8 protein-coding genes and 5 tRNA genes are annotated in these 15,846 nt (G+C 44.4%); 5 read left to right on the top strand and 8 right to left on the bottom strand.

The genetic code is table 11. The features are described 5' to 3' along the window. Positions 1-160: 160 nt before the first annotated feature. Positions 161-1,027 (bottom strand): C40 family peptidase, encoded by an 867-nt coding sequence (locus Q0954_RS28340; RefSeq protein ID WP_299463348.1) that lies wholly within the window; start codon positions 1,025-1,027, stop codon positions 161-163. A 201-nt stretch (positions 1,028-1,228) separates the two neighbouring features. Between Q0954_RS28340 and Q0954_RS28335 the strand changes: the two genes are divergently transcribed. Further along, complete coding sequence (locus Q0954_RS28335; protein WP_299463345.1) at positions 1,229-2,194, top strand: MBL fold metallo-hydrolase; 966 nt, start codon at positions 1,229-1,231, stop codon at positions 2,192-2,194. Positions 2,195-2,230: 36 nt separating this feature from the next. After that, positions 2,231-3,175 (top strand): ADP-ribosylglycohydrolase family protein, encoded by a 945-nt coding sequence (locus tag Q0954_RS28330; protein WP_299463342.1) that lies wholly within the window; start codon positions 2,231-2,233, stop codon positions 3,173-3,175. On the opposite strand, the gene Q0954_RS28325 is transcribed toward Q0954_RS28330, so the two are convergent. The 7 genes from Q0954_RS28325 to Q0954_RS28295 form a co-directional block, all read right to left on the bottom strand. After that, positions 3,159-3,863 (bottom strand): phosphatase, encoded by a 705-nt coding sequence (locus tag Q0954_RS28325; RefSeq protein WP_299463339.1) that lies wholly within the window; start codon positions 3,861-3,863, stop codon positions 3,159-3,161. The two genes, Q0954_RS28330 and Q0954_RS28325, sit on opposite strands and share 17 nt — an antisense overlap. Positions 3,864-4,259: 396 nt before the next feature. Next, the gene (locus tag Q0954_RS28320; RefSeq protein ID WP_299463336.1) at positions 4,260-6,491 is read right to left on the bottom strand and encodes a hypothetical protein; all 2,232 of its coding nucleotides are present in this window, start codon (positions 6,489-6,491) and stop codon (positions 4,260-4,262) included. 82 nt (positions 6,492-6,573) lie between these two features. Beyond that, a tRNA-OTHER gene (locus Q0954_RS28315) sits at positions 6,574-6,700 on the bottom strand. A 142-nt stretch (positions 6,701-6,842) separates the two neighbouring features. Further along, a tRNA-Lys gene (locus tag Q0954_RS28310) sits at positions 6,843-6,979 on the bottom strand. A 246-nt stretch (positions 6,980-7,225) separates the two neighbouring features. Next, positions 7,226-7,347, bottom strand: a tRNA-Lys gene (locus Q0954_RS28305). A gap of 261 nt (positions 7,348-7,608) precedes the next feature. Beyond that, positions 7,609-7,732, bottom strand: a tRNA-OTHER gene (locus tag Q0954_RS28300). 64 nt (positions 7,733-7,796) lie between these two features. Continuing rightward, positions 7,797-7,934: transfer RNA gene (locus tag Q0954_RS28295), tRNA-OTHER, on the bottom strand. A 1,049-nt stretch (positions 7,935-8,983) separates the two neighbouring features. Between Q0954_RS28295 and Q0954_RS28290 the strand changes: the two genes are divergently transcribed. The 3 genes from Q0954_RS28290 (at position 8,984) to Q0954_RS28280 (ending at position 15,646) form a co-directional block, all read left to right on the top strand. Continuing rightward, positions 8,984-11,146, top strand: a complete 2,163-nt coding sequence (locus Q0954_RS28290) for an N-6 DNA methylase (protein ID WP_299463333.1) — start codon at positions 8,984-8,986, stop codon at positions 11,144-11,146. Continuing rightward, positions 11,146-12,351: a restriction endonuclease subunit S gene (locus Q0954_RS28285; protein WP_299463330.1), complete on the top strand. Its 1,206-nt coding sequence runs from the start codon at positions 11,146-11,148 to the stop codon at positions 12,349-12,351. The genes Q0954_RS28290 and Q0954_RS28285 overlap by 1 nt, the downstream gene beginning before the upstream one ends. Before the next feature lie 82 nt (positions 12,352-12,433). Continuing rightward, complete coding sequence (locus Q0954_RS28280) at positions 12,434-15,646, top strand: type I restriction endonuclease subunit R (RefSeq protein ID WP_299463327.1); 3,213 nt, start codon at positions 12,434-12,436, stop codon at positions 15,644-15,646. Positions 15,647-15,846: the final 200 nt, after the last annotated feature.

Genomic DNA, 15,846 nt, shown 5'->3' with positions numbered 1-15,846 from the left:
TGGCTAACGCTTCCCGCTAATGGGCGCGTAGTGGACTTGAACCACCAAGTGATATTGCATGCCAGGCACACAAGTAATAAAAGCCCTGACGCAAATCAAGGCTTTTAACTTTATTCAAACAATAAGATAATATCAAGCACTTATCGTTCAGAGCTCTTCGCTAATCCAGTCGCTTAATAAACTTAAAATAGTGAGAATACTTGCCCAAATCGTCGCGGTACAAACCTGTTTTATCAAGCTTATTGATTCGTACCATTCCTGCCGAATGAATGACTTTTAATTGTTTGTTTTTATTTTCGTATACAATGCCCACATGCACTACCCTGCCGTTTTTTTCTATGTGTTGGGGCTTGCGCTGAAAAAACACCAAATCGCCTGGTTGGGCATCTGCCAAAGCAATGGTTTTACCTTTTTCGGCTTGTTGGTATGAGTCGCGGGGTAAAATATAGCCATTGGTTTTAAACACCATTTGCGCGAAACCAGAGCAATCATAACCTTGTTTACCTTTACCTCCCCACAAGTAAGGAATCTTCAAGAGTTTTTCGGCAGTCTTAATTATTTTCTCTTTGCTTTGCTTGTTGGTAATATCACTGGCCTTGCCCACATAACGGGCTATTTCATTGCCTAGCTTTATTTCTCCTTTTTTGTAAAAAGGCAAAGTAGAACCCAACGATACAGGGATTTTTTCACCTTTAAATTTTACCACCCCCAGTTTTTCGGCTACTACTGGGTGAGCATTTTTATGGTAGTCGGTAAAGTAATCCTTAGATACCTTAAACACCGATGCTACCTCAATCCAACCGTGGTAATTGTCGTAAGAGTTTTCAATATAGGCCCATTTTTTATTGGGCGACCATTTCAATACTTTGTAGGCATCGCCAAACACCAATTGGGTGACTTGCTCGCTTTTGGCAGAGGTAGTTTTGCGTACTGCTACTACGCTTTGGGCACATATACCATAGTCGAGCGCATACACCTGCACTGTTATTAACAACGCCAAAACGCTGAATAAAAAGTTTTTTTTCATATACACTAACACTTTAAAAATTAATAATTGATAGTCAGGGGCTTCTGCAAGGTGCCCCACAAACGGGATGTTGGCATAGCACTACAAATAGCTTGTCTCTTGTTGCTGAAAGCTTGAAGCTACTTTTGGTTATTAACCTAAGGCAAACTATATTTCAAGCTTGGTGCTACAATTTAACAATAAAACGATTAGCTTACTAAAATGCACACACCTATACGCATAGAACTGCCCACTTTGTTTGGAATGAACACAGTAAACGCTTATTTGTTTCTGAAACCCGAACCTGTGTTGATTGACTGTGGAGAACAAACCGAACAATCGTGGAAAACACTTAATAAGGCTCTAGCTGCACATCACCTTCACATAAACGATCTTGCCAAAGTGATTGTTACCCATGCCCACGTAGACCATATAGGTATGGCAGGTAAAATAGCTAAAGAAAGTAACAAAACTGAAATATGGGTATCGGAGTATGCCTACAACTGGGCGGCTAACCCACAAGGAATGAACGAAATACGGCAAGGGGTGATACAAGATTATTTGGAGTTTTTCCCACAACTAAAGGGGTCGCCTTTACAACAAATGTTCAATAGTGCTTATAAGTTGATGGCTACTGCCTGGGGTGACATTCCTCCAAAGAAAATACGAAAATTCACAAAGGATGAAACACTGCATTTTGGTAACTACGAATGGCAAGTAATTTATGCTCCCGGACACTGCAACCACCAAACTTGTTTTTACCAACCCGACACACAACAGTTGCTCTCGGCAGACATGCTACTGGCGGTTACGCCCACCCCAGTGATTGATGTTACCCTTGAGCCTCCTTACCAAAGGGAAAAAAGCCTACACCAAATGATGGCTTCTTACCAAAAGTTTGCCCAGCTTGAAGTAAGCACGGTATACCCTGGGCATTATGTCCCTTTTGACAACCACCGAGAGGTAATTACCAAACAACTGAATCGAATCAGCCAACGCAAAACTGAGTGCCTGGAGCATATCAGGGCAGGTACACACGATTTTATGGCATTGTTAGAAAAACTCTATGGTACCAACTTTAGCATCCCAGCTTTGCCTATGCTGGTGGGCTATTTAGACTTGCTGGCAAGTGAGGACTTGATCAAAGCTGAAAAAACTGCTCAAGGGATCAAATATTTTGCGATGTAGCATTCACCCTCCCGCAAAATCTCGTATTTTAGGGCTATGGAAGATAAAATCAAAGGAGTTATTTTTGGCAATGCTGTAGGTGACGCTATAGGCTTGGGTACTGAGTTTATGTCTAAGGCAATGGTACAACACCATTACCCTCATGGGCTGACCGATTACGAACAAATTGTACAGGATAAACACCGTAGCCGTTGGCAACCGGGCGAGTGGACTGACGACACCCACCAGATGTTGTGCATTTTAGACAGTTTGCTTGCCAACAAAAGAATTGATATTAAAGACATTGGGCTTACTATTATCGATTGGGCACACAATGATGGGCGTGGTACTGGGCGTACCATATACAGTGTCATAGGCTCACCTGTTTTTATGAACAATCCCCACAAAGCCGCTGAAGAATACTGGCTTAAGTCAAAAAAATACGCTGCTGCCAATGGCGCGCTTATGCGTACTTCGGTGCTGGGGGTATGGGAATACGATGATCCTGAAAAAATAAGAATCAACGCTGAAAAGGTATGTAAGATTACCCACTACGATCCACGTTGTGTAGGCTCTTGTGTAATCTTGTGTCTTATGATTAGTCGTTTGCTGCAAGGGCAAATAGTAAACGATGATTTTATAGAAGAAATGCTAAAGGAAGGCGACCGCTACGACACCCGTATTCGCGAACATCTCACCGCCCATGTGCGCCCCAATATCGCCGTGCTTGCCTTGGAAGATAAAGCCAGCATTGGCTACACACTCAAGGCATTGAGTTGTGCATTTTGGGCTCTTCAACATTCCTCCTCGTTTGAACAAGGTATTTCTGAAATTATTCATGAAGGAGGCGATGCTGACACCAATGCTGCAATAGCTGGAGCAGTACTGGGCGCCCGCTTTGGGTATGAGAGTATTCCACAAAGATGGCGTAATGGTCTGGTAAAGAGTGATTGGTTGCTCGACCAAGTCAAGCAACTCATCAATGCTATGGATATGTCATAGGTACAATTTCACGCTGTTTGTCATTGGTAAAAAACACCGTTTCGCGGGTTTGTCGGTTTTTAAAATATGCCTGATAGTCATCGTCGTAGGCAATGCGCGAAAAAATCACGTCTTTGTATACATTGTGCATACCCATGACCAAGTCGGTAATTTCGCGTACAGCAAACTGACCACTCTGGCTGCCTGTAATATAGTCGCAAAGTTGATGTTCACGGGCAAAGTCAAGCAACAAAGGACTGGCAGCACGGCGTACCATAAAGCGTAACCCGCAAATACGCGCCATCGGGAAATCGTTGACATCATCGAAACAACAAGCTACTTGTTCAGGAGCAATGTGGTTGAGCAGGCAAAAGTGTTCAATGGCTTTGCTCTTGTCATGAATGCTGGAATAAACTGCATGAAAATGTTCCCGCTGGGCAAACTGTATCGCAGTAGGGTTATTTGCACCTGTGATGATCGCCATTGCCAATGTTTTTTTTTCATTTTTACGCCAATGACTATAGCGTAGCATGTTGGTACCCATAGAGTCGGCTTCGGTAAATGAGCTAGACACGCCTACTCCTTTTGCCCCCAGGCTAAAAACCCCATCCCAGTCAAAAACAAAGGCTTTGATGTTGGCTAGTTTTTCGGCAATTTTTTCGGCAGCTAATACAAACTCACCGCCTAAGTCTTCAAATTTCTTTTTCACAATGATTTAGTTAATAGCACCCACAGGGGCAAGCTTTAAGCGACAAGTCGCAAGTTACACCCTGTTCCACAGGCAACATTTTTTTATATCTGACTTTTAGCAACTTATAAAAACCGTAGTTAAAAGCCCCGACAGGGGGCAAGCTTCTACAAGCTGTTGGTTTTTACTTATAGTTCAAAGACACTACCCCTTGAGGTTTACAAACTAATTGGTGATTATAAGCATACAAAACACTGGTGTATTGGAGAACAAATGTACTACTTTTTGAATTAAAATTAGTGTAAGGTTTGGACATAAAAAAGAGCCCTCCTTATTCAAGAAGAACTCTTTATATTCAATAGGCAGAAATCTGGACAACTTGTTGCCTGTAGCTAATAGCTTACTGCTCAAATGCTACTAATCTACCAACAACTGAGTAACCGCTGCCACGTCCATTGCCCACTCTGGAGTGTAGGCTTCGTCGGCTTCGGCTGTTTCTACCATTGTCAAGCCCTGAGCTTCAGCTTTTACTTTCAGTAAATTACCTACACTCAATTTAGCATCTAGTTTTGCCAAAATCCCCTTTACCGCGTTTTCGTTCATATTCTGTACTACTTGCCCAGCAAATGGCATTTCAAGCCATACTATCTCATTGGCGGCTATGTCTAACACTCCAAATACCAATCCTTTGGTCACACTGCTCGTGATACGCACTTGATGCTGCACACAAGAAGGGTCGTAAGCTACCCCAGTTTTTGCCGAAATCTTCATTGGATTTTTGCTATCCATCCACCCTACTATCAGGTTAGGCGTAATGGCACCATTGCTGTAGGCATTGCAGGTAAACGTTACATACTTTGCCCCTGCTTCTTGCAATTCAGGCACATTGATATCGATATATTCTGCCGTTCCCACTTTTTCGGGAATACTTCTAATATCGCCACTGTGCTTACAACCTGTAGTACGCAAACGACTGTAAGAACAAATATCAGCTTTGTTGCCATAGCTCACGTAACAGCTCAGGTCCATGTCGAGGTGTTGAGCAGGCAAACCTTCTCCCCATTGCATAAACAAACGCACAGTATCGCCTTCTACCGCAAAGCGGGTTCCCATCAATGCCGATGGCAGGTCTTGCACACTTTCGCTACGGTCGCCAATAGATACGGGTATCTTGAACAACATAGGGTCTATATAAATAGACTTATGCTTGTTTTCTATAGCAGCAAAACGTTTTTTCATTGCCAACAGGCACAAGTCCTGAATGCTGTCTTGCATTGCCTTGATTTGCTTAGGCTTATACAATCCCAGCAACTTATTAGGCGGTACTACTTTGCTCACTCCACCCAAAGGTTTTACTGTACGTTGAACATTTTTGTCAAAGTAATTATCGGCATACATGTTCAAGGTAAACACCAATCGGGCAGGCACTTGGTCTACCACCTCGGTAAAAGCATCTACTACTTTGTCTTTGCCAAACCAAAGCATATTGGCAAACAACGAACGGGCAAATAAGCCAGGGCGTTGCTTTAGTAAACCTAAGGTATTCTCAGCATCAGAGGCCAATCGGTAATGGTCTACTTTTGCCTGCCATACTTCATAGCGTTGGTTATAAAACACATCTAACAAAGTATGTAGGTACTCAAAACCACTGCGCTTGCTGTACTCTGCCAAACGTAAGGCACGGATAAAACGTACCCACATCCCTCTTTTTGGGTGCATCATTTCGCAGGCTTTTTCTACTGGCAAGCTTAGGTTGTTCAACCAATTAGCCACCATCAAACACTGCTTACGGCTATACTTTAGTTTCAATGTTTTTTTGGTTTCTACATTGACTTCTGCGCTTTTGTCTAGTGCTACATGCAAGTTTGTGTTGTTTTTGGTTTTGCGCTTGGCTATAGTTTTGGGTGCTACCAATTGCAAAAACCCAGTATGCTTGTACCACAAATAACGCATAATGTCGGTAGGTGAACTAAACAAAGCCTGGGCTCTTTCTGCTTGCCCTAGTTCTACTAAAGTATCTATCACTGCCATCAAGGTTTCTTTCATGGCAATGTCTGCTTTGGGCAAAGGCAACTCTGCCAACAATAGTTTTAGACTATCCATTTGGGTAGCATCCAGGGCAGTTTTAGACTTGAGCAAGTTGGCAAAAAATGCCTTCGTGTCTTGTTCTGTCCATAATGTCAATATTTTTAACTTGCTCCCTTGCCCATAATGCTCAACTTCTCCTGTTTCGAAAGGGGTACCACAAAACGGGCAACCATTGTAACGCTCCAGTGGAAAGGTATCGGCAGGAATGATGTGCCCGCATTGCAAACGCGTACCTTTTGCCTGAAACACATTGGCAAAAAAGGTCATGATATGGTCTACTATAGACTCACCCGTAGGCACGTTCCAACCTTTGACCAATGGCGTCCAGTTTTTCTTTACGTTCATCACCTCGCGAAACTGCTCTAGCAAATCTGCTTGAAAAGTAGGGGTGGCTTGGTTCAAGGCTTTTAGCAATGGCTCCGACACGCCATAACCCAATTGGGCCAGGTTTGCCACCAATACTGAAGTGGTTTCGCGCAACTCAGTAGGTGCAGTTTGATGTGTCGTGTTGGGCACAAATACGGCTTTTTGCCGTAAGCTTACTTTTAGTAATGTGTTCATAGTGTTGTTAAAAAAAAGTTAGATAATGCGGTGGCTATTTTCGGGTAAAAAAATGAAGTAAGCCACCCTTGACCTAATATAGCGAAGCAGGTGGGATTTGAACCCACGGCCTCCAACCCCCATAAGTTGAAGTAAGTTTTAATTGACCCTTGTTGGGTAATGTCAAAACTAACAAAGTTGGCGCTCTAGCCAGGCTGAGCTACTGCTTCGGAATTAAAAAGGAAGTGGGTAGGATTCGAACCTACAGCCCATAAAAAGGAAGGAAGTAAGGTATATTTGACCTTTTGGGTAATGATATAACTCTTAGCCATTGGGCACCTGCTCTGGTATAGAGCTACCACTTCTGATGATTGGCAAAGCAGGCAGGATTCGAACCTGCATTTCTGGAATGGAACATTTTAGAAGTAAGTTTCGGTTGACCTGCCAAGGTGAGCGATAATGTTGAAACTTAAAAATTTCCAGCGTCCTAACCATTAAACGACTGCTTTGGTTACTAGACCATAGTGGGTAGTTGGGAGTCGAGAGTAGCGCAAAGCGATTTTTAAAAAACGGCTGGCTCTTGGTTCATAGAACGAGGCTAAAAACGCTCGTCCACCGTCTACTCTAGCGTATAGAACAAGGTGTAAAAACCCAGCCCCCAGTGGAGGTTATGCACCAATTCATTGGTACTTCCACTTCGTTACGGGACACCTTACAAAAGCTACCGACTACTAACTATGGACTATTATATATAGTGAAGCAGGCAGGACTCGAACCTGCGCCCCCGGCTTAAAAGGCTTGGGAGTAAGTTTGATTTGACCCTGTATGAGTAATGAAAAAACTTTACGGTGCTCTAACCAACTGAGCTACTGCTTTCGTGTATTTTAGACCATAGTGGGTAGTTGGGAGTCGAGAGTAGCGCAAAGCGATTTTTAAAAAACGGCTGACTCTTGGTTCATAGAACGAGGCTAAAAACGCTCGTCCACCGTCTACTCTAACGTATAGAACAAGGTGTAAAAACCCAGCCCCCAGTGGAGGCTATGCACCAATTCATCTGTACTTCCACTTCGTTACAGCCAACATCCCGTTTACAGGACACCTTACAAAAGCTACCGACTACTAACTATGGACTATATAGTGAAGCAGACAGGACTCGAACCTGCGACCTGCGGATAATGATGAAGTAAGTCTTGGTTGACCCTTTCGGGTAATTTCAAAACTGTCTTGGAAGTCCGCTGCTCTACCAACTGAGCTACTGCTTCTTGAGTGTATATTTTACTCAATATGTCAAATGTATTGTTGTATACTTTATATACAAATAATTAGGAAAGCAGGCAGGACTCGAACCTGTACCCCCGGCTCCATAAGCTTTGGAGTAAGTTTGTTTTGACCCCTCTATCATATAATAATATGGGGTAATGAAATAACTTTTTACGGTGTTCTATCCAGTTAAACTACTGCTTTCATATAAAAATTTTGGGTGGATAATTTTCAAACTACCGGGTTCGAACCGGGGCCTCCTTGCGGAGGTTCAACCAATAGATAGAAGTAAGTTTGAATGGAGCCTGCCCAATATTTTAGTCGAGAGTCATCCATAGCCACCATAGGGGCAAGCTTCAAGCAACAAGTCGCAAGTTACACCCTGTTCTACAGGTAACCACACTTTTATATCACGTTGATTTTTAGTAACTTATAAAAATCACAGTTAAAAGCTTTCGCCTCCTGTTGCTAATAGTTTGTAGAAACTCCCGACTACTAACTCCCGACTAATAGACTTGCCGCTTGTCGCTAAAATCTTGAGGCTGTAGAAGCTCCCAACTACTGACTCCCGACTATGAACTATCTCGTATTGATAAAACAAAGTAAAAGGGGACTTACGCAGTCTTTTTGCGTAGGTCATTTTTTTTTTGAGATACTACGCAGGCACACACGGGGACGACATGCACCAGTGAGGGAGTTTTTTTAAAAGTCGCTTTGCGTTACTACCGACTCCAAAGGCTAGCGCGCGCATCCTTGCGCGTGACTGCGAAGAACTAAATTATGTGGAGAATTGACGACTAGTGCTTTGGGAACTAAGTAGTTTATACACTATTTCGAGTTTATTTTGGTGGCTGTCAAACCTCCAAAAAACGAGCATAGCCTAAGCTACGTGAGTTTTTTTAGGTGAAGTCAGCAGGCAAAAGAAGCCGAAAGGCGTGAAAGGAATTTAGTACCCAGAGCACTAGACACACGCGAGGACGCGTGCGCTAACGAAGGAGGGAGTTTTTTTTAAAAGTCGCTTTGCGTTACTACCGACTCCAAAGGCTAGCGCGCATCCTTGCGCGTGACTGCGAAGAACTAAATTATGTGGAGAATTGACGACTAGACACACGCGAGGACGCGTGCGCTAACAAAGGACTTGTCGCTTGTCGCTAAAAGCTTGAGGCTGTAGAAGCTACCGACTACCAACTACTAACTCCCGACTAATTTCTATATATTGCACGCTACTAGTAGACATAAGCAAACACCTATACATGACAGACCAGGAATTGGATTCGATCCTTTTTGATGGGCTCAACCTTACGAGTGGGCTAGAGGCTCAACTGTGGGAAGCCGCTGACGATTTACGCGCCAACTCTAGCCTCAAGGCGAGCGAGTACTCTACCCCAGTGTTGGGGCTGATATTTCTCAAATATGCAGATAACAAATTTAAACTTGCCGAAGCCGAGGTAGCTAAGAAAATACAACCTTGGGACGACGAAGCAGACATTCGCAAACTATACATTGCTGAGTCGGGTTTTTATTTGCCCGAAAATGCCCGCTACAATTACTTGCTCGAGAAACAATACAAAGCCGACAGCGAAGACCGCAAAACCCTGCAAAAGGCAATCATAGAGGCAATGGAGAGCATAGAGCAGTACAACGAAGACCTCAACGGTACTTTGCCCAAGCAACAATACACGGCTATAGAAGACGACGACATTTTGGAGAAACTACTCAAGGCGTTTTCTACGATTCCTATAGAGGCAGAGGGCGATTTGTTTGGTAAAATCTATGAATATTTTTTGGGCAACTTTGCCCTTGCCGAAGGGCAAAAGGGTGGGCAGTTCTTTACGCCTACCTCTATAGTAAAGCTCATTGTGGAGGTGATAGAACCCTTTCGGGGAAAAATATTTGACCCTTCGTGTGGCAGCGGGGGTATGTTTGTGCAAAGCAATAAGTTTATCAAACGCCACCAACAAAAAAACGAGGCAAGCAGTAAAAACCAAGTGCTGTCGGTATATGGGCAAGAACGCACCAAAGACACGGTAGACCTTGCCAAAATGAACCTTGCGGTAAATGGGTTGAGCGGCAAAATTCGCAATGTCAATTCTTATTACGAAGACCCTTTTGATATTGACGAACACATTGGCAAGCACCAACACGGACCGTTTGATTATGTAATGGCAAACCCGCCTTTTAATGTAGATGGGGTGCAAGAGGAAAAACTCAAAGGGGCTTTGCGCTTTAGCGCTTATGGCTTGCCCAGCAAACCAAGCAAAACCACCAGCAAAAAAGCCAGCAAGAAGGTGGCTACTTTTGGCAACGCCAATTATTTGTGGGCCAATCTGTTTGCGGCATCGCTCAACCCCCAGGGCAGGGCAGGTTTTGTGATGGCAAACTCTGCCTCGGACGCCCGCAGTGTAGAACAGGAAATACGCCAAAACATTATACAAGACGATATAGTGGACGTGGTGGTGTCTATTTCGTCCAACTTTTTTATCTCGGTAACTTTGCCCATTACGTTGTGGTTTTACGACAAGGCTAAAAGCCCCGAACGCCAAGGCAAAACTTTGTTTGTTGACGCGCGCAATATTTATACTCAGGTGACCCGTGCTTTGCGCACTTTTACCGAGAGCCAAATGTATAACCTCACGGCTATAGTATGGCTCTATAGGGGCGAAACCGACAAATACGCTGCCTTGCTCAAGCTTTACCAAGCCGCGCTGGAGCGTTGGCAAAACGGCACTATAGCCAACCCCCAACCAGCCGACTTGCCTTATGCGGGCATAGCAGCGGCAGAAAAGGCGTTGCGCCAAAGCTTGCCCCCTTTGCATAAGGCTTTGAGCACTTGGTATGCCGAAGTAGCCCCTTTGTTGCCCGCCGAGGTGTCGCAAATAGTAGAAAGCCACCCCGAAACCAGCTCCGAAGGGCTAGAGCATACCCGTACTATCAAATTTGCAAATAAGCTAGAGCAACTCGATCTCAGCAACACCACCGAAAGCTATAAAGCCTTGCAAGACTTGGTGCAGTTTGCCGACCGCCAACTCAAAATAAAGGGCAATAAGGCATTTAGCCGATTGAAGATCAAAAACCTGCTCAAAGCGGCTACGGGGGCGTTCGAACACCGCGAGTTTATCCAAGAGCGGATCAACTACTTTAGTGAGCAAATTGCCTGGCACGAGGCGCGTTTTCCGGAGGGCAAATATGCCGATGTGGAGGGTTTGTGCAAAATCACTGAGCCCGAAGAGGTAGCCGAGCAAAGCCATTCGCTCAACCCAGGGCGCTATGTGGGGGTGGCGCTCGAAGAAGACAAGCTGACCGCAGAAGAGTTTAAAGCAGAAATGCAAGCCTTGCACGCCCAGTTTGCCCAGCTCAACGCCGAAGCCCACCAATTAGAAAAAACGATTGAGGACAATTTGAAGGAGGTGTTGTAATGGAGTGGAAGGAACACATAGTTTCAGATGTTTGCGAGCTTATCGTTGATTGTGTAAACAAAACAGCTCCCATTGTTGATTATGAAACTGAGTTTAAAATGCTTAGAACATCTAACATTAAAAATGGTAAAGTAGATACCAAAAATGTTAGATATGTAGAAACTGAAGTATATAAAAAATGGACAAGAAGGGTAAAACCACAACGAAACGATTTAATATTAACCAGAGAGGCTCCTTTAGGTGAAGTAGGTTTATTGAGGTCAGATGACCATGTTTTTTTAGGGCAAAGGTTAATGCTGTATAGAGCTAATTCACAAGTGCTTAACCAACACTTTTTATATTACTCTTTCCTTTCGGCTCATATACAACATCAAATCAGGGCTTTAGGAATGGGCTCAACGGTAGAACATATAAGGGTTCCACAGGCTGAAAAATTAAAAATTAAACTCCCCCCACTCCCTACCCAAAAAAAAATAGCCCGTATGCTCTCTACCTACGACGAACTGATAGAGAACAACCAAGCTCGCATTGCCGCTTTAGAACAAATGACGCAAAACTTATACAAAGAGTGGTTTGTGCGTTTGCGGTTTCCTGGACACGAAACGGCGGAGTGGGTAGAGGGTTTGCCGAAAGGCTGGGAGAAGAAGCCTTTTTCACAGTGTGTAAAGATTAATCCATCTTACAAAGCTGATAAAAATAAAGTTTATCCATTTGTGGGCATGGAAGGTTTAAAACAAGACTCTCTAATAGTTTCTCAAACAGATACGAGAGCACTTAAGGGAGGTGCTCGTTTTACAAACTATGATACTCTTTTTTCACGTATTACACCTTGTTTACAAAACGGTAAAATTGGCTTGGTACAATTCCTACAAGGAGATGAAATTGGATTTGGATCAACAGAATTTATAGTTTTTAAACAAGATAAATTACCTTTTGAATATATTTATCTACTATCACGCACAGACTCATTTAGATACCATGCTATAAATAGTATGTCAGGGGCAACTGGTAGACAAAGGGTTGACAATAAATGTTTTGATTCATTTATAGTTAAGGTGCCTCCCACGAATTTGCTAAATGATTTTTCTGCAAAGGTTAACCCAATGTTTACTAAAGTATTCAACCTACAACAAAAAAACCTCCTTCTCCAACAACAACGCGACCGATTATTGCCGCGTTTGTTGAGCGGGAAGCTCAAAGTATAAACCCAAGCAAGGCAAGAAGAAAAGTTCTTGCCTTGCTCCCAATAATCCATCTATCCAACATCAAAAACACCTTTGTACGACTATGGCAAACTTTATATCTGAAGACGACATCCAGAAAGCCGCGGTTCGGCTATTGCTTGGCAGCTTGCATTACCACGAGCACTTGTTTTGTCAATACGACGACCACGACTTGGGGCGGCAATCTGCCCAAGAGGTGGTGAGCCTGCCCCGGCTTGAGCTTGCTTTGCAAAAGTTGAACCCTCACTTGCCACCTGACCATCGAGCCGACTTGGTCAAAGAGGCCATGCAAGCCTTGACCCAAAACCGCAGCCACCAAAGCCCTTTGCTTGCCAACAAGGCGGTGCACCAATTGCTCAAGCACGGTTACCACACCCAAGTAAAAGACGCTGAGGGGGTGCCCCAACCCATTAAACTGGTCTACCTTGATTTTTACCAGCCCTTAGAAAATCATTTTATGGTGGTAGAAGAACTACCAATTATTGGCAAAAACGAATGTCGCACCGATTTGCTGCTCTATGTCAATGGCATTCCGTTGGTGTTTATCGAACTCAAAAACTCTAACGTAGAGGTAGACAGTGCCTACCACAACAACTTGCATCGCTACAAACGCGACATTCCCCAATTGTTTGTATACAATGCCTTTGTGATTTTGTCGAATGGGCAAACAAGCAAAATGGGGAGTTTTACCGCCGAGCTAGAGCACCTCAGCGAATGGAAAAAAGTGAGTAAGGAAAACGAAACCCCTGACACCGATGAAAGCATTAGCCTAGAGCGCATCTTACGCGGCATGTGCCAAAAAGAGCGCTTGCTCGATTTGATAGAAAACTTTATTTTTTACTTTGCCGACCGCACCAAAATCATTGCCAAAAACCACCAATACTTGGGAGTAAACAACGGCATTGCTTCGTTTGAAAACCGTTTGAAACAGGCGGGTAAGCTGGGCATTTTTTGGCACACCCAAGGCAGTGGCAAGAGTTTTTCGATGATATTTTTTGCCATGAAGGTGATGCGCAAGTATACGGGCGACTATACTTTTGTGATTATTACTGACCGCGACAGCTTGGACACGCAGATTTTTACCAATTTTTTGCAGGCTGAAGTCATTGGCGAAAAAGACAATGTACAGGCAAAAAGCCGCGAACATCTCAAAACAATGCTTGCCCAAAACAACCAATCGTATATTTTTACCCTCATCCAAAAGTTTGGCACCGACAAGGGCGAGGAGTTTCCTTTGCTCACCAAGCGCAAAGACATTATAGTGTTGGTAGACGAGGCGCACCGCAGCCAATACAACGGCTTGGCGCAAAACATGCGCAAGGCAATGCCCAATGCCAACTATTTGGCGTTTACGGGTACGCCCCTGCTCGACGCCAACGAAACCACCCGCGAATGGTTTGGCGAGTATGTGAGCGAGTATAATTTTGCCCAAAGCATAGAAGATGGTGCCACGGTACCGCTTTTTTATGAAAACCGCGTGCCCCAAGTGCAGCTGAGCAACGACTACTTGAACGATGACTTGGCGGAGATTATAGAAGGAGACAACCTGACTGCCGACCAAGAGGCGCGGCTCAAGCAACAATATGCCAGCGAGCTGGAGGTGATCAAGCGCGACGCCCGCCTGGAAGAAATAGCTCGCGATATAGTAGCGCATTTTCCTTACCGTACGTACCAGGGCAAGGCGATGGTGATTTCGGTGGATAAGTATACCACAGTGAGAATGTATGACAAGGTGCAGGTGCATTGGAAAAAAGAAAAACAGCGCTTGAGTAAGGCGATTAAGGAAACCACCGACACGGCAGAAAAAGCCGAACACCGCGAGCGCCTGGAGTGGATGCGCCAAACTGAGATGTATGTGGTGATAAGCAAGGAGGGCGACGAAGAGGAGAAGTTTAGCCGCCAAGGACTCCACATTCGCCCCCACCGCAAGGCGATGGACAAAAGGTATGGGGAACAAAAGCAGACGCTGGAAGAACGATTTAAAAACGATGATGATCCTTTTAGACTGGTGTTTTTGTGTTCGAAATGGCTCACGGGTTTCGACAGCCCTACCGTGAGCACGCTCTACCTCGACAAGCCTATGCAAAACCATACTTTGATGCAAACTATAGCCCGCGCCAACCGAGTGGCTAAAAACAAGGTGTGCGGCATTATTGTAGATTATTTTGGGGTGTTCGAAAACTTAGAGAAGGCTCTAGACAAATACGGCAAACAACACAACAGCAAGCTCAAGAGCAGTGATAGGCCTGTGCAAGACAAAGAAAAATTACGCGAGGCTTTGGCAAAGGTGGTGGCGCTTGCCCATGCCTTTTTGCTAGACAATGGGTGTGATATGGAGTTGATTTTGCAAAACAAGGATACTTTCAAGAATATTAAACATTTCAAAACCTTTGCTAACTTGTTGTCTATCACCGAAGAAGTCCGTAAGGAGTTTAATGTGCACGAAAACGCTATTCGCAATATTTATAACGCTACCCAACCCGACCAAGCCGTGGCGCAGGAGTTTAAGCGTACTAAGGAGGCGTATGAATCTTTGCGGCAAGTGATTTTGCGAGAAACACCCAAGGGCGATTTCGACAGTGCTTTTGCGGCCACACGTTCGCTGCTCGACGATAGCATTTATTCGGTCAACAACAATGCAGTGCAAGAGTCCCAAGCCCAATACAGTATTGGTAAGTCTACCCCCATAGATTTGCGTAATATAGACCTAGAGGTGTTGCAAACGCGGTTTAGAGATACAGACGTGAAGTATTTGTCTATAGTAGATTTTAAGGCATTTTTGCAAGAGCAACTCGAGCGCATGCTCCAGCGTAATACTACCCGGATAGATTTTGCCATTAGGCTGCAAGAAATCATTGACCGCTACAACACCAAAACCAGTGATGTAAACCGTTATTTTGAAGAATTAAAGGCTTATGCCGAAAAGCTCAGAAAGGAGGATTTGCGCGCCCAAAGCGAGGGGCTGACTGAGGAGGAATTGCAATTGTTTGATTTGCTCTACCAAGGCAAGAAGCTGACTAAAATCCAAAAGCAACAAATAAAACTGGCGGCGCAAGACTTGCTAGTGAAGCTCCAAACCAAACGCGATGAGCTGTTGGTGACCGATTGGCACAAAAACCAACGACAACGCATCAAGGTAGAGCGCTATATCAAGGAGCAGTTGTATGACCACCTCAAAGAAGTGTATGACACCCCTACTTTTAAGGAGCAATCGCTGCGGGTGTTTGATTACATGATGACTCAAGCCAACTTGGGCAAGGGCATTGCGGAGGCGTGAGAAGCGGCAAGTCTATTAGTTGGGAGTTAGTAGTCAGGAGTTGGGAGCTTCTACAGCCTCAAGCTTTTAGCGGCAAGTCTATTAGTTGAGAGTTAGTAGTCAGGAGTCGGGAGTCTAATGCTGTTTCCATTAGTCTTGTTTGGCTGGAAGTTTTGAAGATGGCGCGCGTCGTCCTTGCGCGTGCCCAACTAAGCAAATTC

Source organism: uncultured Microscilla sp., from assembly GCF_947493425.1.
Lineage (GTDB): Bacteria > Bacteroidota > Bacteroidia > Cytophagales > Microscillaceae > Microscilla.
This window is presented reverse-complemented; position numbering and strand designations above follow the sequence as displayed.

What these genes read in the sequence shown, in the direction of transcription:
- Q0954_RS28330 (WP_299463342.1), top strand. Translation starts at nt 2,231, where the DNA reads ATGGAAGATAAAATCAAAGGAGTTATTTTTGGCAATGCTGTAGGTGAC.
- Q0954_RS28280 (WP_299463327.1), top strand. Translation starts at nt 12,434, where the DNA reads ATGGCAAACTTTATATCTGAAGACGACATCCAGAAAGCCGCGGTTCGG.
- Q0954_RS28335 (WP_299463345.1), top strand. Translation starts at nt 1,229, where the DNA reads ATGCACACACCTATACGCATAGAACTGCCCACTTTGTTTGGAATGAAC.
- Q0954_RS28340 (WP_299463348.1), bottom strand. Translation starts at nt 1,027, where the DNA reads ATGAAAAAAAACTTTTTATTCAGCGTTTTGGCGTTGTTAATAACAGTG.
- Q0954_RS28320 (WP_299463336.1), bottom strand. Translation starts at nt 6,491, where the DNA reads ATGAACACATTACTAAAAGTAAGCTTACGGCAAAAAGCCGTATTTGTG.
- Q0954_RS28290 (WP_299463333.1), top strand. Translation starts at nt 8,984, where the DNA reads ATGACAGACCAGGAATTGGATTCGATCCTTTTTGATGGGCTCAACCTT.
- Q0954_RS28285 (WP_299463330.1), top strand. Translation starts at nt 11,146, where the DNA reads ATGGAGTGGAAGGAACACATAGTTTCAGATGTTTGCGAGCTTATCGTT.